The sequence below is a fragment of the Pseudomonas sp. HN2-3 genome (genome assembly GCF_020691745.1).
GTDB lineage: Bacteria > Pseudomonadota > Gammaproteobacteria > Pseudomonadales > Pseudomonadaceae > Aquipseudomonas > Aquipseudomonas capeferrum.
Map to the genome: position 1 here is coordinate 856,820 of NZ_CP085704.1, position 18,110 is coordinate 874,929.

Annotated in this window: 15 protein-coding genes; 8 read left to right on the top strand and 7 right to left on the bottom strand. The window is 64.6% G+C overall.

Annotated features, from left to right (window positions below; translation table 11 throughout):
- Nucleotides 1-219: 219 nt before the first annotated feature.
- Entirely contained in the window at nucleotides 220-1,182 is a 963-nt protein-coding gene (gene trxB / locus LJX93_RS03960) for a thioredoxin-disulfide reductase (protein ID WP_033701267.1), read from the top strand.
- 63 nt (nucleotides 1,183-1,245) lie between these two features.
- Here trxB and nadC read toward each other — a convergent pair whose 3' ends face one another.
- Nucleotides 1,246-2,094 carry a carboxylating nicotinate-nucleotide diphosphorylase gene (nadC, locus tag LJX93_RS03965; protein WP_033701266.1) on the bottom strand — a complete coding sequence of 283 codons (849 nt, stop codon included), beginning with the start codon at nucleotides 2,092-2,094 and terminating at the stop codon, nucleotides 1,246-1,248.
- 242 nt (nucleotides 2,095-2,336) lie between these two features.
- Between nadC and LJX93_RS03970 the strand changes: the two genes are divergently transcribed.
- The 3 genes from LJX93_RS03970 to ampE all read left to right on the top strand — a co-directional run bounded on the left by LJX93_RS03970 (nucleotide 2,337) and on the right by ampE (nucleotide 5,982).
- Entirely contained in the window at nucleotides 2,337-4,502 is a 2,166-nt protein-coding gene (locus LJX93_RS03970) for a DUF1631 domain-containing protein (protein WP_227696766.1), read from the top strand.
- Between the two features lie 86 nt (nucleotides 4,503-4,588).
- The gene (ampD, locus tag LJX93_RS03975) at nucleotides 4,589-5,155 is read left to right on the top strand and encodes a 1,6-anhydro-N-acetylmuramyl-L-alanine amidase AmpD (RefSeq protein ID WP_033701263.1); all 567 of its coding nucleotides are present in this window, start codon (nucleotides 4,589-4,591) and stop codon (nucleotides 5,153-5,155) included.
- The gene (ampE, locus tag LJX93_RS03980) at nucleotides 5,152-5,982 is read left to right on the top strand and encodes a regulatory signaling modulator protein AmpE (RefSeq protein WP_033701262.1); all 831 of its coding nucleotides are present in this window, start codon (nucleotides 5,152-5,154) and stop codon (nucleotides 5,980-5,982) included. The genes ampD and ampE overlap by 4 nt, the downstream gene beginning before the upstream one ends.
- Nucleotides 5,983-6,000: 18 nt before the next feature.
- Here ampE and LJX93_RS03985 read toward each other — a convergent pair whose 3' ends face one another.
- A complete protein-coding gene (locus tag LJX93_RS03985; protein ID WP_033701261.1) occupies nucleotides 6,001-6,777 on the bottom strand; it encodes a TatD family hydrolase in 777 nt (258 codons plus the stop codon).
- Between the two features lie 2 nt (nucleotides 6,778-6,779).
- Nucleotides 6,780-7,775 carry a catabolite repressor/activator gene (gene cra / locus LJX93_RS03990; protein WP_033701260.1) on the bottom strand — a complete coding sequence of 332 codons (996 nt, stop codon included), beginning with the start codon at nucleotides 7,773-7,775 and terminating at the stop codon, nucleotides 6,780-6,782.
- Between the two features lie 287 nt (nucleotides 7,776-8,062).
- Between cra and ptsP the strand changes: the two genes are divergently transcribed.
- Genes ptsP through LJX93_RS04005 form a run of 3 tightly spaced genes read left to right on the top strand, consistent with a single transcriptional unit; the run spans nucleotide 8,063 to nucleotide 13,598 of the window.
- The gene (ptsP, locus tag LJX93_RS03995) at nucleotides 8,063-10,915 is read left to right on the top strand and encodes a phosphoenolpyruvate--protein phosphotransferase (RefSeq protein WP_227696767.1); all 2,853 of its coding nucleotides are present in this window, start codon (nucleotides 8,063-8,065) and stop codon (nucleotides 10,913-10,915) included.
- On the top strand, nucleotides 10,915-11,862 hold the full coding sequence (gene pfkB / locus LJX93_RS04000; protein WP_033701258.1) for a 1-phosphofructokinase: 948 nt from the start codon (nucleotides 10,915-10,917) through the stop codon (nucleotides 11,860-11,862). The genes ptsP and pfkB overlap by 1 nt, the downstream gene beginning before the upstream one ends.
- Nucleotides 11,859-13,598, top strand: coding sequence for a PTS fructose-like transporter subunit IIB (locus LJX93_RS04005; protein ID WP_095064024.1), 1,740 nt, complete (start codon nucleotides 11,859-11,861; stop codon nucleotides 13,596-13,598). Before pfkB ends, LJX93_RS04005 begins: the two co-directional genes overlap by 4 nt.
- A gap of 35 nt (nucleotides 13,599-13,633) precedes the next feature.
- Here the strand turns inward: LJX93_RS04005 and LJX93_RS04010 are convergent, their stop codons facing one another.
- Complete coding sequence (locus LJX93_RS04010; protein ID WP_095064025.1) at nucleotides 13,634-13,855, bottom strand: DUF3820 family protein; 222 nt, start codon at nucleotides 13,853-13,855, stop codon at nucleotides 13,634-13,636.
- A gap of 201 nt (nucleotides 13,856-14,056) precedes the next feature.
- Here LJX93_RS04010 and LJX93_RS04015 point away from each other — a divergent pair, with 201 nt between their 5' ends.
- The gene (locus LJX93_RS04015; RefSeq protein WP_033701252.1) at nucleotides 14,057-14,533 is read left to right on the top strand and encodes a ferritin-like domain-containing protein; all 477 of its coding nucleotides are present in this window, start codon (nucleotides 14,057-14,059) and stop codon (nucleotides 14,531-14,533) included.
- Here the strand turns inward: LJX93_RS04015 and LJX93_RS04020 are convergent.
- The 3 genes from LJX93_RS04020 to LJX93_RS04030 all read right to left on the bottom strand — a co-directional run bounded on the left by LJX93_RS04020 (nucleotide 14,530) and on the right by LJX93_RS04030 (nucleotide 18,014).
- Nucleotides 14,530-16,026: a sensor domain-containing diguanylate cyclase gene (locus LJX93_RS04020; protein ID WP_033701251.1), complete on the bottom strand. Its 1,497-nt coding sequence runs from the start codon at nucleotides 16,024-16,026 to the stop codon at nucleotides 14,530-14,532. The genes LJX93_RS04015 and LJX93_RS04020 overlap by 4 nt on opposite strands.
- Before the next feature lie 224 nt (nucleotides 16,027-16,250).
- Entirely contained in the window at nucleotides 16,251-17,585 is a 1,335-nt protein-coding gene (locus tag LJX93_RS04025; protein WP_095064026.1) for an OprD family porin, read from the bottom strand.
- Between the two features lie 204 nt (nucleotides 17,586-17,789).
- Complete coding sequence (locus LJX93_RS04030; RefSeq protein WP_033701248.1) at nucleotides 17,790-18,014, bottom strand: hypothetical protein; 225 nt, start codon at nucleotides 18,012-18,014, stop codon at nucleotides 17,790-17,792.
- Nucleotides 18,015-18,110: the final 96 nt, after the last annotated feature.

The following is an 18,110-nucleotide window of genomic DNA, read 5'->3' on the forward strand; positions in this document are numbered from 1 at the left end:
TTCGTGAATGAAATTGCTGAATAGACGATGCCTATGAGGTGGATTGTCGAAGGATATTTCCTTAATCTTTGCGACCTCGCTACAGTGCGCTCAACTTTTAGGTTCTGGACCGACGCGTTGTAGCCTTCCCCAAGGTTGCGTGGGTCCTTTTTAAATTCCAGCTGGCACCGCCGGCACACCGATGCTGGCCCCGTGCGGCCGGCTCGACAGGAGTTCGACATGTCTGAAGTACGTCATTCGCGCGTCATCATCCTCGGTTCCGGCCCTGCCGGTTACAGCGCCGCAGTCTATGCCGCCCGTGCCAACCTCAAGCCGCTGCTGATCACCGGCATGCAGGCCGGTGGCCAGCTGACGACCACCACCGAAGTCGACAACTGGCCGGGCGACCCCCATGGCCTGACTGGCCCAGCCCTGATGCAGCGCATGCAAGAGCACGCCGAGCGCTTCGAGACCGAGATCGTCTTCGACCACATCAACGCTGTCGACCTGGCCAACAAACCATTCACCCTGCAAGGTGACAGTGGCACCTATACCTGCGACGCGCTGATCGTTGCCACTGGCGCCAGCGCCCGCTACCTGGGCCTGCCGTCGGAAGAAACCTTCATGGGCAAGGGTGTTTCGGCCTGCGCTACCTGTGACGGCTTCTTCTACCGCAACAAGCCAGTAGCCGTTGTCGGTGGCGGCAACACCGCGGTTGAAGAGGCGCTGTACCTGGCCAACATCGCCAGCAAGGTGACCTTGGTTCACCGTCGCGAAACCTTCCGTGCCGAGAAGATTCTGGTCGACAAGCTCAACGCCCGCGTGGCCGAAGGCAAGATCGAGCTCAAGCTCAACGCCACCCTGGACGAAGTACTGGGTGACAACATGGGCGTGACCGGTGCGCGCCTGAAGAACAACGATGGCAGCAGCGACGAAATCAAGGTCGACGGCGTGTTCATCGCCATCGGCCACACGCCGAACACGTCGCTGTTCGAAGGCCAGCTGACCCTCAAGGACGGCTACCTGGTGGTCAATGGCGGCCGTGAAGGCAACGCCACTGCCACCAACGTCGAAGGTGTGTTCGCAGCGGGCGACGTGGCCGACCACGTCTACCGTCAGGCCATCACCTCGGCCGGTGCAGGCTGCATGGCGGCACTGGACGTCGAGCGTTACCTGGACGGCTTGGCCAACGCCTCGTTCTGATCCAACGCTCGAAAAAAACCGGCCATCTGGCCGGTTTTTTCATGCCTGCAATTTTCTGCGCCTTCAGAGGCTCAAGCGCATCGACAAGTCCACCGCCTTTACATCCTTGGTCATGGCACCAATGGAGATGTAATCGACGCCGGTTTCGGCAATCAACCGCAAGGTGCTCTCGTTGACGCCGCCGCTGGCCTCAAGTTTGGCCTTGCCTGCGGTGATGCGCACCGCTTCGCGCATTTCATCCAGGGTCAGCTCGTCGAGCATGATGATATCCGCCCCCGCACTCAGGGCCTGGCGCAGTTCGTCCAGGCTTTCGACCTCGATTTCCACGGGCTTGCCAGGGGCGATGCGGTGCGCTGCTGCCACCGCTTCAGGCACGCCACCGCTGGCGGCGATGTGGTTTTCCTTGATCAGGAAGGCATCGTAAAGGCCGATGCGGTGGTTGTCGCAACCGCCACAGGTGACTGCGTACTTTTGCGCCAGGCGCAGGCCGGGCAGGGTCTTGCGGGTGTCGAGCAGGCGCACCTGGGTGCCGTCGACCAGGTCGGCCAGAAAGCGCGCGCGCGTGGCGACGCCAGACAGCATCTGCAAAAAGTTGAGCGCACTGCGCTCACCGCTGAGCAGCGAGCGTGCCGGGCCTTCCAGGTGGAACAGCGGCTGGTTGGCCAGCGCGCGGTCGCCGTCGGCGACTTGCCAGTGCACGGCTACCCGCGGGTCGAGCTGGCGGAACACGGCGTCGACCCAGGCGGTGCCGGCGATCACGCAGTCCTCGCGGGTAATGATGGTCGCCTTGGCCAGGCGCTCGGCAGGGATCAGCTGCGCGGTGATATCGCCACTGCCGATGTCCTCCAGCAGCGCGCGGCGCACGTTGGCTTCGATTTCGGCGGTCAGGTCGGCGAGGCGTAGGTTCGGCATGGTCGGCTCCACAAGCTAGATGCCGGCGATTATAGGGCAGGGGGCCGGTGTGTACAGCGCCCTGGCGGGTGACCTTTGGTCGGTCGGTGTGAGCATCTGCGGCAAAGCAGGGTCATTTCCCCGTACGCGAAACGGCGCTGGCAGCTATCAGATTTTTTGCCGATAATGGTGCCCAGTATTTGGCGTCATAGCTTTGACGAATTATTGCCCGCTCGGGCAAGCGAGCCTGCAAGGAGTTCGGGATGCATAAAGAAGGCAAGGTGGTGCCGCTGGCGGCAGCCATCGACAGAGGGGCGCGCACGCCTCTGCCTTGCCTTCCGGTATTGCTCCTGCAAGTGCGCGACAAGGCTGCACTGCAATTGCGCCAAGGCCTGCAAGCCTTGTTCGACAACGCCGACGACACCCTGTTCGAGATGGCCGACAAGGCCTTCGAGCGCTGCGACCAGAACCTGTATTTTGAAGCGATGCGCGACGTGCGCCTGAAGCGCAAAAGCATCGAGCGGGGCTTTCTCGATACCTTCTACGACACCTTCGCCAGCATCGGCAAGGTTGACCCCTTGGGGTGCCTGGGTGAAACGCAAAGCGCAGCCAGCAAGGCGCAACTGGAGCGCGCATCGGCGCTTGAAGGGATGGTCGCGCGGGTGCTCTCGCGTGACGGCATTGCCCTCCAGCAACTGGGCCTGCGCTTGCAGGCCTTGCTCGATCGCCCTGTAGCGGAGCAGCAGAACCCGGTCGGGCCTGCTGCCCTGTGCGGTTATTTTCTCGAAGCGGGCCGCAACCTGGGGGTCGGTCTGCGGGTGAAGCTGGTGTTGCTCAAGCTCTTCGAGCGCTACGTGCTGCGTGATGTGGATGTGCTTTACGCGGAGGCCAACCAGTTGCTGGCCGCCGCCGGCGTGCTGCCCGAGTTGCAACCTGCACCGCGTCGGCGTGCCGAGGACCGGCGCATGAGTGCCGGGCGCCGGCCGGCAAACCTGGAGGCACAGGGGCAGGTGGGCGCGGACAGTGCGGGGCAAGCGTTTTTTGCTTCGCTGCAGGCACTGCTGGCCCCGTCGCGTGGGCAGATCGCACCGCGTTTGCAGGCTGTGGCCGCTGCCCAGCCGATCAGCACCGGCGACCTGCTGCGCCTGCTCTCGCATTTGCAACACTATGTACCCGCCACCCAAGCGGCAGATGACTTCGAACTCGGCCAGCAGCTTGAGCAACTGCTGTTGCGCGTCAGTGTGCGCAGTGGCACCCGCCGGCGCATCGCCACCGCCGATGAAGACATGATCAACCTGGTCGGCCTGCTGTTCGGCTATATCCACAATGACCACAACCTGCCGCCCAGCCTGCGGGCGCTGATTGCGCGTTTGCATATCCCGCTGCTCAAGGTCGCGCTGCTCGACAAGGGATTGTTCAGCCGTGCCAGCCACCCGGCCCGCCGCCTGCTCAACGAGATCGCTGCTGCTGCGATCGGCTGGGAGCAAGGCGGTGAGGGCCTGCGCGACAGTTTGCATCTGCGGGTGGAGCGAATCATTCAGCGCCTGCTCAACGATTACACCGAGGACGCGTGCCTGTTCGCCGAACTGCTCGACGAATTCCTCGCCTTCAGCCACGACGAGCGCCGCCGTAACGAGCTGCTCGAGCAGCGCACCCGAGACGCCGAAGAGGGCCGGGCGCGCACCTTGCAGGCCCGCCTGCGGGTGCAGCAGGTGCTCAACCAGCGTCTGCGCGGGCGGGTGTTGCCGCAGGTGGTGGTACAGATGCTGGTGCAGGCCTGGAGCCAGGTGCTGCTGCTGGCGTGGCTCAAGCAGGGCGAAGGCTCGCAGGTGTGGCGTGATGCCCTGGCCACCATGGACACCCTGCTCGTCAGCATTGCCCCGCACCAGGCCTGCGAGCAACTGCTGCAACAGGTGCCAGGCCTGCTCAAGGCCTTGCGTGAAGGCCTGGCTGGCGTGGCGCTGGACTCGTCCGCCACCCGCGACTTCTTCCAGCAACTGGAGCAATTGCACCTGCGTGCCTGCTCGGCTTGCGTACCGCCATTGGCCGATGACCACCCGGCGTTGCAAGAGGTACGGGTAGCCGAGGACATCGTCCTGGCCCTCGCCGAAGAGCCGGCCTGTGCGCCCTTGCACATTGCCGATGGGTTCGCCGCGCAACTGCGCCAGGTTCAGCGCCTGCGTATCGGCACCTGGGTCGAGGTGTTCGATGAAGACGACACACTGCGCTGCAAGCTGGTGGCACGTATCGACAGCAATGATCGGCTGATCTTTGCCAATCGCACGGGCATGAAGGTGCGAGAATGGAGCACTGGCAGCCTGGCCCAGGCGTTGCAGCGGGGGGATGCGCGTGTGCTCGATGACGGCTTGCTGTTCGAACGGGCGCTGGCGTCGGTGCTTGAAGGGCTGCGGCAACAGCAGGTGCATTGACCCCCTTACAATGATTCACATGCAAACGGCCTCGCCCGCAGGGCATACTGCTGTTCTGTACCCGGCGTTTTTCAGGATCTGCCACCATGCAATTGGACCGTGCCACCGGCTGGTTCCACGGAATCACCCACTGCCCTTCGCCGAACTTCAACGCGCGCCCCGAGGGCGAGTCGATTTCCCTGCTGGTGATCCACAACATCAGCCTGCCGCCCGCGTGTTTCGGCACCGGCAAGGTTCAGGAGTTCTTCCAGAACCGCCTGGACGCCAATGAGCACCCCTATTTCCAGAGCATCTGCCAGCTGACGGTGTCGGCGCACCTGTTCGTCGAGCGCGATGGTGCCGTGACCCAGTTCGTGTCATTGCTCGACCGCGCCTGGCATGCTGGCGTCTCCAGCTTCGACGGGCGTGAAGGCTGCAATGACTTTTCCATCGGCATCGAGCTCGAAGGCACTGACGACCTGCCTTACACCGATGCCCAGTACGCCACGCTGGCGCAGCTTACCCGGCAGATCCGCAACGCCTGGCCGGTCATCGGCCTGGCGCGCATCCAGGGCCACAGCGACATTGCGCCGGTGCGCAAGACCGACCCAGGCCCGGCATTTGACTGGGGCCGCTATCGCCAAACCGTGAAGGATAACGAGGATTACCCATGAGTTTTCTGGTTCTGCTGCTGGCGCTGTGGGTCGAGAAGTTCTCGGCACTGCGCCATCAAGTACAGCGCGATGGTTTTTTCCTGGGCGAAATGGTGCGCCTGGAGCGCAGCGGCAAGGTGCAGCCGTGGTGGACGCTGGCCATTCTGGTGCTGGCGCCGGTAGCGGTGCTGGTACTGCTGCTGCATGTGCTGGAGCCGGTGGCCTATGGCCTGCTGGCATTGCCGGTACACCTGCTGGTGCTGGTCTACAGCCTGGGCCGCGGCGATGCGAAGGCGGCGCTGGGGCCGTTTCGCGATGCCTGGCGGCGCGGTGATGATCAGGCCGCCCTGCACGTTGCCGAGCGCGATCTGGGCCTGGTGGCCGACGAACCGCAAAGCCTGCTGGTGCGCGTGCAGGGCTATTTGCTGTGGCAGGCTTACCAGAGCTTCTTTGCCGTGATCTTCTGGTATTTCGTGCTCGGCCCCGGTGCTGCATTGGCCTATCGCCTGCTGGCGCTGTGCGGCGAGCACAGCAATCAGCCCGCGCTCAAGGCGCGTGCCGAGCAATTGCGGCACATCATGGACTGGCTGCCGGTGCGGGTGCTGGCCTTGAGCTTCGCGCTGGTCGGCAATTTCGTCGCGGTCACCCGCGTCATGCTCCACGAACTGCTCAACTGGCACATCAGCGCCGGGCACCTGGTGGCCCGGGTCGGCCGGATTGCCGACGATATTCCCGAGGAAGAAGACAGCCAGCGTGGGTTGAGCCGGTTGGACAGCCTGTGGGAGTTGCTGCTGCGCTGCGCGGTGCTGTGGTATGCCGGGTTCGCCTTGTGGACGGTGCTGGTCTGAGCCTACCCAGGTAGCTGGCTACCAGCCAAACAGCTCGCAGGCATTACGGCTGCTGGCAGCGGCCAATTGCTCGACATCGACCCCCATCACCTGCGCCAGCGCCGCCGCGATCTCAGGCAGGTGCTCCGGGCTGTTGCGCTCACCCGGGTACATCACCGGGGCCATGTCCGGCGCATCGGTCTCCAGCACGACGCTCTCCAGCGGTAGCCGTGCCAGGGTCTTGCGCAGCCGCAACGCCTGGGGCCAGGTGGCTGCCCCGCCAAGGCCAAGGCGAAACCCGAGCTTGATGTATTCACGCGCTTCTTCGTAGCTGCCCGCAAACGCATGGATCACCCCCGCCCGCGCCGGCTTGTAGCGCTTGAGCGTGGCGATCACCTGGGCGTGGCTGCGGCGCACATGCAGCAAGGCGGGCAGTGCGAAGTCGCAGGCCAGTTGCAACTGGGCCTCGAACAGCGCCTGTTGGCGGCCCTTGTCCAGTGCTTCGAGGTAGTAGTCCAGCCCGAACTCACCCACAGCGCACAGGCGCGGGTCGCCGCGCAGGCGGTCCAGCCAGTCGCGCAGTTGCGTGAGGTGCTCGGGGCGATGCTGGTCAAGATAGACCGGATGCAGCCCAAGGGCTGCAAACACCTGCGTCTCGGCGCAGGCCAGGTCCCATACCCGCTGGAAGTTCGCCTGATACACCCCCAGCACCACCATGCGTTCAACCCCTCGCACCGCCGCGTTGGCCAGCAGGCGCGGCCGGTCGGCATCGAAGTCGGGGAAGTCGAGGTGGGTGTGGGTGTCGATCAGGCGCATGCTCAGCCCGCTGTGATCCGTTGCTTGAAGGTTCGACCGATGGCGTGTACGCCGGGTTCGTAGCGTTTTTCCTCGATTGCAGCCAGGGCCAGCTCCAGTGCGGTGGCCGCAATCAGCCCGTGCTGCTGGGCCATGGCATTGACCGGAAGCGGCAGGAAATCGAGCAGTTGATTGTCACCGAAGGTGCCCAGCTGCAGCTGGCGCGAGTCGGCGGGGCGCGCCTGCAGGGTGTCGAACACCCCTTGCAGCAGCACGTAGGAAGTGGTGACCAAGGCATCGGGCAACCCCCCTTGCTCGTCGATCAGTTGCTGCATCAGGCGTTGGCCGCATTCGCGGCTGAATGCCTCGCCCTGGTAACGCCGCACTTCACCGGCATAGCCTTGCAGCGCTTCGTCGAAGCCGCCGGCACGGGCCTGGCTGACCGAAAGCTCTGGGCGCGCGCCGATCAGGGCGATGCTGCGCGGGGCAGCGCTTAGCAGGCTGGCCGCCAACTGGCGGCTGGCATCGCGGTCATCGCTGATGACCGAGCAGAAGTGCGCTGGGTCCAGGCGGCGGTCAATGGCGATCACCGGCATGCCCTTGTCCTGCAGTTCACGGTAGCTGTCGTCTTCCACCGGTAGGCAGCTGGCGACGAACAGGGCGTCGCAACGGCGGGCGCGGAACAGTTGCTGCAGCTGGCGCTCGCTGTCGGGCTGGTCATCGCTGCTGGCAATCAGCAGTTGATAGCCCCGGGCGCGGGCGCCTTGTTCCAACTGCTTGGCGATGCGCGCGTAGCTGGGGTTCTCAAGGTCAGGGAGAATGAAGCCCAATGTGCGGGTGTGTCGGCTGCGCAGGCCGGCGGCTTGCGGGTTGGGTGTGAAGCCATGGGCCTCGACCACCGCGCGCACACGCTCGACAGTGCCGCTGCTGATGCGCTGCTGTTCGGCCTTGCCATTGATGACGTAGCTGGCAGTGGTCACGGACACACCGGCCAGACGGGCGATATCGCTGAGTTTCACCGAATTTTCCTTATTATTACCGGGGCTGGCTGCGAGGCCTGACCGGGTAGTTTGACCCGGAGTTGCCGCCGCGCGCAGACGACCATTGTCGCAATTGTCCGACAGGATGGGGCTTTTTCCTGGGGAGATTATCGAGTAACGTGGCCGCCTGGTCAGGTTAAACGTTTCAGCTGCCAAATATTCTGCCTTGGCTGCCGCCTGTGCAAGGCTGTTGAACTGGCCGTTTTCGTGAATTTCACAACAATAACCTCAGTACCCGACTTTGGGCACTGTAAAAGGAGAAGGTCATGCTCGAGCTCGCCACAGGGCAGATAGCCATGGGCCAGAAGGCCGCGGACAAGGCCGAGGCATTGCGCCTGCTGGCGGACCAACTGGTTGCCGACGGCCTGGTCGCCGAGGGTTACCTGCAAGGCCTGCAGGCCCGTGAGGCGCAGGGCTCGACCTTCCTCGGCCAGGGCATTGCCATCCCCCACGGCACCCCGCAGACTCGCGACCTGGTGCATACCACTGGGGTGCGCTTGCTGCAGTTCCCCGAGGGTGTGGACTGGGGCGATGGCCAGGTGGTCTACCTGGCCATCGGTATCGCTGCCCGCTCTGACGAACACTTGCGCTTGCTGCAACTGCTGACCCGCGCCCTGGGCGAGACCGACCTCGCCGAAGCGCTGCGCCGGGCCAGCTCTGCCGAGGCCTTGCTCAAGTTATTGCAAGGTGCGCCGCAAGCCTTGGCGCTGGATGCGCAACTGGTCGGCCTGAACCTGCCGGCCGAAGACTTCGACGAACTGGCCTGGCGCGGTGCGCGCCTGCTGCAGCGCGCCGGTTGCGTCGACAGTGGCTTTGCCGCCGTGCTGCAACAGGCCGAGCCGCTGCCACTGGGCGAGGGCCTGTGGTGGCTGCACAGCGAGCGCCAGGTGCGCCAGCCTGGCCTGGCATTCATTACCCCGCAGCAACCGTTGCGTTACCGCGACCAACCGCTCAACGGCCTGTTCTGCCTGGCAAGCCTCGGCGCTGCCCATCAGGCCTTGCTCGAGCGCCTGTGCGAAGTGCTGATCGAAGGGCGCGGGCAGATGCTCTACCAGGCCACCAGCAGCCGCGCGGTGCTGCAGGTGCTGGGCGGCGAGGCGCCGGCAGATTGGCCCAGCGCGCGCATCGTGCTGGCCAACTCGCATGGTTTGCATGCCCGCCCGGCCAAGGTGCTGGCACAACTGGCCAAGGGGTTCGAGGGCGAAGTCCGTGTGCGCCTGACCGACAGCGCGCAACCCGCCGTGTCGGTCAAGAGCTTGAGCAAGTTGCTCAGCCTCGGTGCCCGTCGTGGTCAGGAGCTGGAACTGATTGCCGAACCCGGCATTGCCGCTGATGCGCTGCCGGTGCTGCTGGCGGCCATCGAGCAGGGCCTGGGCGAGGACGTCGAGCCGCTGCCGCAAAGCGCTGCAGCGGTTGCCGTCCCGCCGCAGGAGGTGCTGCAGGCACCCGCCGCAGGTAGCCGAATTCAGGGCGTCGGCGCGGCCCCCGGCATTGCCAGTGGCCCGGCGCACGTCTGCGTCGAGCGCGACATCGACTACCCGCTGCGCGGTGAGTCCCCCGCCACGGAACGGGTCAAGCTGCGCGAGGCCCTGGCAACGGTAAACGGCGAGTTGCAAACGCTGGTCCAGCGCAGCGACAAGGCCATCGGCGAGATCTTCGTCACCCACCAGGAAATGCTCGCCGACCCGGCGTTGGCCGATGATGTCGAGCAGCGTCTGGCCCAGGGCGAGAGCGCCCCTGCGGCGTGGATGGCGGTGATCGAGGCGGCCGCCCGGCAGCAGGAGTCGCTGCACGACGCCTTGCTCGCCGAGCGTGCCGCCGACCTGCGCGACATCGGCCGCCGCGTGCTGGCCCAGTTGTGCGGCGTGCAAGCGCAGGTTGAGCCCGACCAGCCCTATGTACTGGTGATGACCGAGGTCGGCCCCTCCGATGTGGCCAGGCTGGACCCAAGCCGGGTCGCCGGCATCGTCACCGCCCAGGGCGGGGCGACTGCTCACAGTGCCATCGTCGCCCGCGCCTTGGGCATACCGGCGGTGGTCGGCGCCGGTGCAGCGATTCTGCTGCTCGATGGCGGCACGCCATTGTTGCTCGATGGGCAACGCGGTGTGGTGAACATCGCGCCAGCCGCCGCTGAGCTGCAACGCGCCTTGGCCGAGCGCGACCAGCGTGAGCAGCGCCTGCAAGCGGCCTGGGCCAACCGTCATGAACCGGCTATCACCCGTGATGGCCATGCCGTCGAAGTCTTTGCCAACATCGGCGAGAGCAGCGGTATCGACAAGGTCGTGGAGCAGGGCGCAGAAGGCGTCGGCTTGCTGCGCACCGAGCTGATTTTCATGGCCCACCCCCAGGCGCCGGACGTGGCCACCCAGGAAGCCGAGTACCGCCGCGTGCTCGATGGCCTGGGTGGGCGGCCGCTGGTGGTGCGCACCCTGGATGTCGGCGGCGACAAGCCGCTGCCTTACTGGCCGATCGCTGCCGAAGACAACCCCTTCCTCGGCGTGCGCGGTGTGCGTTTGACCTTGCAGCGCCCACAGGTGATGGAAGACCAGCTGCGCGCCTTGCTGCGCGCGGCCGACCAGCGCCCGCTGCGGATCATGTTCCCGATGGTCGGCCAGGTGCACGAATGGCGTGAAGCGCGGGCCATGGTCGAGCGCCTGCGTGAGGAAATTCCGGTGGCCGACCTGCAACTGGGCATCATGGTCGAGGTGCCCTCGGCGGCCCTGCTGGCGCCGCAGCTGGCACGTGAAGTGGACTTCTTCAGCATCGGCACCAACGACCTGACCCAATACACCCTGGCCATCGACCGTGGCCACCCGAGCCTGTCGGCCCAGGCCGACGGCCTGCACCCGGCGGTGTTGAGCCTGATCGACATGACCGTGCGCGCTGCCCATGCCGAAGGCAAGTGGGTGGGCGTGTGCGGTGAGCTGGCCGCCGACCCGCAGGCGGTCGCCGTGCTGCTTGGCCTGGACGTTGACGAGTTGAGCGTCGCCGCCCGCAGCATTGCCGAAGTCAAGGCCCTGGTCCGCCAGGCCGATCACCAGACGGCCCGCGCCCTGGCGCGCGAAGCCTTGCAACAAGACAGCGCCGCGGCGGTTCGCGCGCTGGTGGAGCGTTACTGATGGCCAAGATCCTCACCCTCACCCTGAACCCGGCGCTTGATATCACCATCGGCCTCGATACCTTGCGCCCAGGGCACGTCAATCGCAGCCAGGCGCAGCACAGCCATGCCGCCGGCAAAGGGCTGAACGTCGCCCAGGTACTGGCCGATCTGGGCCACAGCGTCACCGTTGGCGGCTTCCTTGGGCAGGGCAACCTGCAGCCGTTCGAAGCCTTGATCGACTGGCGTGGTTTTACCGATTGCTTTGTCCGTGTAGCGGGCGAGACGCGCAGCAACATCAAGCTGGTCGAAGCCGATGGCCGCGTGACCGACATCAACGGCCAGGGGCCAGAGGTCGACGAGGCCGCCCGCGTTGCGTTGCTGCGGCGGCTGGAGCAGGTCGCCCCTGGGCATGATGCGGTGGTGGTTGCCGGCAGCCTGCCCCGCGGTATCAGCCCTGAGTGGTTCCGCCAGTTGCTCGAACAACTGAAGGCTCAGGGCCTGAAAATTGCCCTGGACAGCAGTGGCGAAGCGCTGCGTGCCGGCCTGCAATGCGCGCCGTGGTTGGTCAAACCCAATACCGAGGAACTTGGCGAGGTGCTTGGCCTGGTGCTGCAAAGCCCGGCGCAGCAACGCGCGGCGGCCGAGCACCTGCTGGCCAGTGGCATCGAGCATGTGGTGGTGTCCGCCGGCGAGCAGGGCGTCAGTTGGTTCGCCCGCGACCTGGCCCTTCATGCCCAGCCGCCCAAGGTACGGGTTGCCAGCACCGTGGGCGCGGGGGATTCGCTGGTGGCGGGCATGGTCCATGGCCTGCTGCTTGGCGAGGCGCCCGCGCAGACCTTGCGCCGAGCCACCGCCATCGCCGCCCAGGCCGTGACCCAGGTCGGTTTCGGCATTCGTGACCGCGAGCAACTGGCACGCCTGGAAGCGGGCGTGCAAGTGACAGAACAACAAGAGGGTTGCCGATGAACATTGCCATTGTCACCGCCTGCCCCAACGGCCAGGTGTCCAGCGTGCTGAGCGCGCGTCTGCTGGCTGCAGCTGCCCAGCGTCGTGGCTGGAGCACCAGCGTCGAGGTGGAGGACGCCGAGCACCCCGAGCGGCAGCTGACGCCGGCACAGATCAGCGAAGCCGACTGGGTATTGGTGGTCAGCACCGGGCCAGTGGACCTGGCCCGTTTTGTCGGCAAGCGCGTGTACCAGAGCACACCGTCCCAGGCGTTGGCCGACCGCGAGGGTTTCCTCGACGAGGCGGCGGCCAAGGCCCAGCTGTTGGCCGAGGTGCCCGGCAGCCCGGTCGCGGTGAGTGGCGCTGGCACGCGGATCGTCGCGGTGACTGCCTGCCCGACCGGCGTCGCGCACACCTTCATGGCCGCAGAGGCCTTGCAGCAGGCCGCGCAGCAGCAGGGCTACCAACTTACCGTGGAGACTCAAGGGTCGGTAGGCGCGCGTAACCCACTGTCCGCCCAAGCCATCGCCGAGGCCGACGTGGTGCTGCTGGCCGCCGACATCGAAGTGCCCACGGCGCGTTTCGCCGGCAAGCGCATCTACCGCTGCGGCACCGGCATCGCCCTCAAGCAGGCTGGCGCCACCCTGGACAAGGCCCTGGCCGAAGCCAAGGTCGAACATGCCGCCGATGCCGCTGCGGCTGCCAGCGCCGGGAAGGGTGAGAAGACGGGGGTGTACAAGCACCTGCTCACCGGGGTGTCGTTCATGCTGCCGATGGTGGTAGCCGGCGGCCTGTTGATCGCGTTGTCGTTCGTGTTCGGTATCGAAGCCTACAAAGAGCCCGGCACCTTGCCGGCGGCCTTGATGCAGATTGGCGGCGAGGCGGCGTTCAAGCTGATGGTGCCGCTGTTGGCCGGCTACATCGCCTGGTCGATCGCCGACCGCCCAGGCCTGGCGCCCGGCATGATCGGTGGTCTGTTGGCCAGCACCCTGGGGGCTGGCTTCATCGGCGGCATCATTGCAGGGTTTCTCGCCGGCTACAGCGCCAAGGCCATTGCCCGTTGGGCGAGGCTGCCAAGCAGCCTGGAGGCGCTCAAGCCGATCCTTATCATTCCGCTGTTGGCCAGCCTGTTCACTGGCCTGGTGATGATTTATGTGGTCGGTCAGCCAGTGGCGGCGATGCTCGAAGGGCTGACGCAGTTTCTCGACAGCATGGGCACCACCAACGCCATCCTGCTTGGGCTGGTGCTTGGCGGCATGATGTGCGTGGACCTGGGCGGGCCGATCAACAAGGCCGCCTATGCCTTTTCGGTGGGCCTGCTGGCCTCGTCGAGCTATGCCCCCATGGCGGCGACCATGGCTGCCGGCATGGTGCCGCCGATCGGGCTGGGGATTGCCAGCTTCATCGCCCGGCACAAGTTTGCCCCGAGCGAACGCGAGGCGGGCAAGGCCGCGCTGGCCCTGGGGCTGTGCTTCATTTCCGAAGGCGCCATCCCGTTTGCCGCCAAGGACCCGCTGCGGGTGATCCCGGCCAGTGTCGCCGGGGGGGCCTTGACCGGTGCGTTGTCGATGTACTTCGGCTGCAAGCTGATGGCACCGCACGGGGGCCTGTTCGTGCTGTTGATCCCCAACGCGATCAACCATGCGTTGCTGTACCTGCTGGCGATCGTGGCGGGTAGCCTGCTGACGGCCGTGGTGTACGCGGTGATCAAGAAGCGTGAGCAGGTGGAGTTGGCAGTGGTGCCGGTGAAGGGGTAATCGAGCGTTCTGGGGCTGCGCAGCAGCCCCCCTGCCTACCGCTGATGTTTGCGCCGCAACGGCTCCAGCAAGTCCATCAGCCCGTTATGATCGACTTCATGCATCAGCGCCAATAACCCCCCCAGTTCCCCGGCCGGGAAGCCCTTGCGCGCAAACCAGGCCAGGTAGTCACCCGGCAAGTCGGCAATGATGCGGCCTTGATACTTGCCAAAGGGCATGGTCCGGGTGACCAGCAGTTCGAGGGTTTCCGGTTTCATCGGCGCACCTGGCTGTGGAAAAGCGCCGACCATACTGCAATCTGCACGAAGGCCCAAGCGGCAATCATGCAGAACGCCGCTTCGAGCATCGCTGGGCGATTATTTAAGTAATTGATTTAAAAGGATTTAATTCTAAAACAAAGGTTGGCACGAACGCTGCTCCATTACAGATGACTATCACCTGCCAAGGAGTTCGTGAACATGAGCAACCCCAACAAAGACGTGATCGATGTGCTCAACGACTTGATCGAATACAGCAAGGATGGCGAAAAAGGCTTCAAGGCCTCGGCCGAAGATGTGAAAAACCCCGAGCTGAAAGCCTTCTTCGTCCAGCGTGCCGGTGAATGTGGCAACGCCGCCGGCGAGCTGCAAAGCGAAGTACGCCGCCTGGGTGGCGACCCTGAGACATCCACCAGCATCAGCGGTGACCTGCACCGTGGCTGGGTCAACCTCAAGGCGATGGTCACCGGCAAGGATGAAGAGGCCGTGCTGAATGAGGTCGAGCGGGGCGAGGATCATGCCCTGAAAGCCTACAAGGAAGCCCGTGAGAAACTGGTCAAACTGGGCCGTGCTGCCAGCGATCCGAGCTACGCCCTGGTGGAAAAACAGCTGCAAGGTGTGCAGCGTAACCACGACCAGGTCAAGGCACTGCGTAACGCAGCCCGCGCCCGTTCCTAACGCGTAGGCCCCTCTACCCGGTTGCGGCCATTGGCCTTTGCCCGGTAGAGCGCCTCGTCCGCAGCCCCCAGTACGCTCGCCAGATCGTGCTGGGGGCCTGCTTCGTACAGGCCTATGCCGATGCTCACCGTCACTGCGCGGGTGTCATTGGCAAACGGCGCCAGCGCCGCCACGCTGCTGCGAATACGTTCGGCCAGCAGCCGCGCCCCGGCCAGATCGGTCTCGGGCAAGATCACTTGAAACTCCTCCCCACCATAACGCGCCGCCAGGTCCGCCGGCCGCCTGATGCAGGCCTCGATGCACTTGGCTACTTCACGCAGTGCATGGTCACCCCCGGCATGGCCGTGGCGTTGGTTGAACGCTTTGAAATGGTCCACATCCACCATCAGCACTGCCAACGGTTTGTGGTTGCGCTGCGCGCGCGCCCACTCCAGGCGCAGCACCTGATCCAGCCGACGGCGGTTGGCCAGGCCGGTCAGGCTATCGGTGGCGGCCAGTGTCGCCAGGCCCTGCTCGGCCTCGTGGCGACGGCGCAGTTCGCGGCCCAGCAACAAGGTCAGCCAGAGCAGGCCCATGCACAGCACGCCCGTGGCCACGCCAATCACAATCGCGGTACGCCGCCACGACTGGAACACTTCGTCGGCCGAGTGCACTACCAACACGATCAGTGGCAAGTCGGCCACGTGGGCGAAGGTGTACATGCGTGAGGTGCCGTGGGTGGCGGAGCGGGCAGTGAAGCTGCCACTGCGCTCGCCAAGGATGCGCTTGAAGTTGGGCCGCTCGGCATAGAGGGTGCCGATCAGCGGGTCTTGCGGGCGCGTGGGCTGGCGGGCCAGCAGTTGGCCGTCGGTATTGAACAGGTTGATGCTGCTGTCATCGCCGATGTCCAGGCGCTTGAACAGTTCGCTGAAGTACGAAAGGCGCAGGGCGCCCGCCACCAGGCCGGCAAACTCGCCATCGGGGCCGGAGATGCGCCGGCTGAAACTGATGCACCAGTCCAGGTCGCCCAGCCTGGCCTTGAACGGAGGGCCAACCAGCAAGCCGAGGTCGGCATTGTGTAAATGGGCCTGGAACACCCCGGTGTCGCTGAAGTTGGCCTTGCGCGGTACGGTGCTGGTGGAATCGCCCACCACGTTGCCTTGCTTGTCGAGCCAGAGCACGTCACCGCGCTTGCGGTCGACGAACGCTTCATTGAACAACAGGCGTTGGCGTAGCGCACCGGGGATCTCCGGCAGTTCCTTGCGCCCGACCGCCCAGATCAAGCCCTGCAACGACTGATCGTAAAGTTCGGCGTTGCGCAGGATGTCGCTTTCGATCAGTTGGACGATGTTGTTGGAGGCGCGGATGGCCGACAGTTCGACGCTTTCGCGCTCACGGGCCAGCAGGTAACTGACGATGGCCACGATGGCGAGCACGGCAAGGCAACTGCCCAGGTTGAGGATCAGCTCGGGGTGCGACCTGTAGAGTGCGAAACGCGGTGATCGGGTGAGCATGCTCGCTACTGCTGAGGCAGGGCCATTCGCGGCGGCGCCATTCTAGGGAACTGGGGATTGTCGGACAAGATTTGTCCGACGGAATCACGCGGTGCCGTTGCCAGTCCTGTGGGAGCGGGCTTGCCCCGCGAATGGCCCTACGCGAGGCGTGGCACCGGCTTCGCCGGTGTTCGCGGGGCAAGCCCGCTCCCACACGGTCCCTGCTAAATCAAAAAATAGGTGGGTCAGAACACGTTCAACGGATAATCGACGATCACCCGCAGTTCGTCGTTGTCGCTGTTGCTGTCGATCGACGCATAGCCCTGGCTGCCCCGGTGGGCGGCGTAACGCACCAGCACCGAGAGGTCCTTGAAGTCGCCTTCCTGGAACACGTATTTCACGTCCAGGTCACGCTCCCAGTGCATGGCATTCTTGCCATCGGCGCGGTAGTAGTCGTAGTGGGTGTTGTTCTGGTCGGCTTTGGTCAGGTCTGCCTCGCCGCGCGAGTACGACAGCGTCGTGCTCAGGCCGGGGATGCCCAGGCCTGCGAAGTCGTAGCCGTATTGCAGCTTCCACGAGCGCTCGTTGGGCGCGTTGAAGTCCGAGTACATGCGCGAGTTGTCCAGGTACACGCTGTCGCCCAGGTTGATGTAGTCGAACGGCGTATCGCCATTGACCCGCTGGTAGGCAGCCGTGACGCTGTGGAACCCGGCGTTGACGGTGAAGTGCACGCTGTAGGTGTTGTTGTCGATCTTGCCCAGCAGGGCCTGGCCGGTGTCTTGGGTGTGATAGAAGTGCACACCCGGGTTGAGGCTGACCAGGTCGTTGACCACATAGGTGTAGTCGAAGTCGGCGTAATACTGGTTCCAGATGTCCTTCAGCTCGGCGGCGTACAGGTTGGCGGTGATGTTTTCGCTACCGCTCCACGCTGCGCCGGCCCAGTTCAGGTGCTTGCTCTTGTCGTGTTCGTCCAGCGAGCCGTAGTAGGTGTCGATGCGGCGGTGGCCGCTCTGGTTGTACGGCTTGGTGAAGCTGACCTGGCCGCCTTCGAGCAGCAAGCCGTCGATGCTGGTGTTGGTCAGGCTCACACCGCGGAAGGTCTGCGGCAGCATGCGGGTTTCGCCACCGGCGATCACCGGGTTGGTGAGGAACAGGTCACCGGCCTTCAGCTCGGTGTCAAAACCCTTCAGTTTGACTGCTGCACCTGCGGTAGAGAACGAATGCGGGGCCGCGCCCAGTTCGCCGTCGTCCTTCACATGCTGCGGCAGAATGCTGGTGCCAGCATGGCCGCCACCGCCATCGAGCTTGAGGCCCAGCATGGCATGGGCGTCCACGCCGAAGCCGATCACGCCGGGGGTATAGCCCGACTCGAAGCGCGCCACTGCGCCCTGGCCCCACTCGCGGGTGTCGCGCGCGCCGGCATTGTGGTTGTCGCGGTTGAAGTAGGCATTACGAAAATGCAGGTTCAGGGAAGACCCTTCGATGAAGCCATCAGCCTTGTCTTCATCTGCCTGGGCGGCGAAAGGCATCGTTGCAGTCAATGCAATGAACAACGGGGTAAAACGAAACGCGGAAGGCACCGGTACTAGCTCCTTTGGTCTGACGGTGGGGCAGTTTTTATTTTTGAATGTGCAACTTTCTTATGGGTGACGTTACCGCCGGGCTGATAGTTAAAACACATAAAAAAAGCCGCTGATTGGCAGCGGCTTTAAAAGGCTAACATATCGGCACCTAAGGTGCCCATGGCGTAGCCAAGGGAAAACGGGAGCAGGTACGGCGGCCGATCAGCTGTCGGCATTGGCGTCGCTGGACACCTTGGAAGCGGTCTGGTTTGCGTCTTTTACGGCATCGGCCTGTTGTGCGGCTACAGCGTCGCGGGCCTCTTGATGGACGGCGGCGAGCTCTGCATTACGGGCGACGAAAGCCGGGGATTCTTCGGCCATGGCCAGGGGCGACAACAACAGGGAAGACAGGACGAAGACGCTGGCAATACCCATACTGTTGGACATTTGAAACTACCTTCTTGCGATGCAAGTGCTAATGAGGACAGGGCTAAAGTTAGTCCCTTCAGGGCACTTGAAACAGAGCGAAGTACGATAAGCACT

What these genes read in the sequence shown, in the direction of transcription:
- trxB (WP_033701267.1), top strand. Translation starts at nt 220, where the DNA reads ATGTCTGAAGTACGTCATTCGCGCGTCATCATCCTCGGTTCCGGCCCT.
- nadC (WP_033701266.1), bottom strand. Translation starts at nt 2,094, where the DNA reads ATGCCGAACCTACGCCTCGCCGACCTGACCGCCGAAATCGAAGCCAAC.
- LJX93_RS03970 (WP_227696766.1), top strand. Translation starts at nt 2,337, where the DNA reads ATGCATAAAGAAGGCAAGGTGGTGCCGCTGGCGGCAGCCATCGACAGA.
- ampD (WP_033701263.1), top strand. Translation starts at nt 4,589, where the DNA reads ATGCAATTGGACCGTGCCACCGGCTGGTTCCACGGAATCACCCACTGC.
- ampE (WP_033701262.1), top strand. Translation starts at nt 5,152, where the DNA reads ATGAGTTTTCTGGTTCTGCTGCTGGCGCTGTGGGTCGAGAAGTTCTCG.
- LJX93_RS03985 (WP_033701261.1), bottom strand. Translation starts at nt 6,777, where the DNA reads ATGCGCCTGATCGACACCCACACCCACCTCGACTTCCCCGACTTCGAT.
- ptsP (WP_227696767.1), top strand. Translation starts at nt 8,063, where the DNA reads ATGCTCGAGCTCGCCACAGGGCAGATAGCCATGGGCCAGAAGGCCGCG.
- pfkB (WP_033701258.1), top strand. Translation starts at nt 10,915, where the DNA reads ATGGCCAAGATCCTCACCCTCACCCTGAACCCGGCGCTTGATATCACC.
- LJX93_RS04005 (WP_095064024.1), top strand. Translation starts at nt 11,859, where the DNA reads ATGAACATTGCCATTGTCACCGCCTGCCCCAACGGCCAGGTGTCCAGC.
- LJX93_RS04010 (WP_095064025.1), bottom strand. Translation starts at nt 13,855, where the DNA reads ATGAAACCGGAAACCCTCGAACTGCTGGTCACCCGGACCATGCCCTTT.
- LJX93_RS04015 (WP_033701252.1), top strand. Translation starts at nt 14,057, where the DNA reads ATGAGCAACCCCAACAAAGACGTGATCGATGTGCTCAACGACTTGATC.
- LJX93_RS04020 (WP_033701251.1), bottom strand. Translation starts at nt 16,026, where the DNA reads ATGCTCACCCGATCACCGCGTTTCGCACTCTACAGGTCGCACCCCGAG.
- LJX93_RS04030 (WP_033701248.1), bottom strand. Translation starts at nt 18,014, where the DNA reads ATGTCCAACAGTATGGGTATTGCCAGCGTCTTCGTCCTGTCTTCCCTG.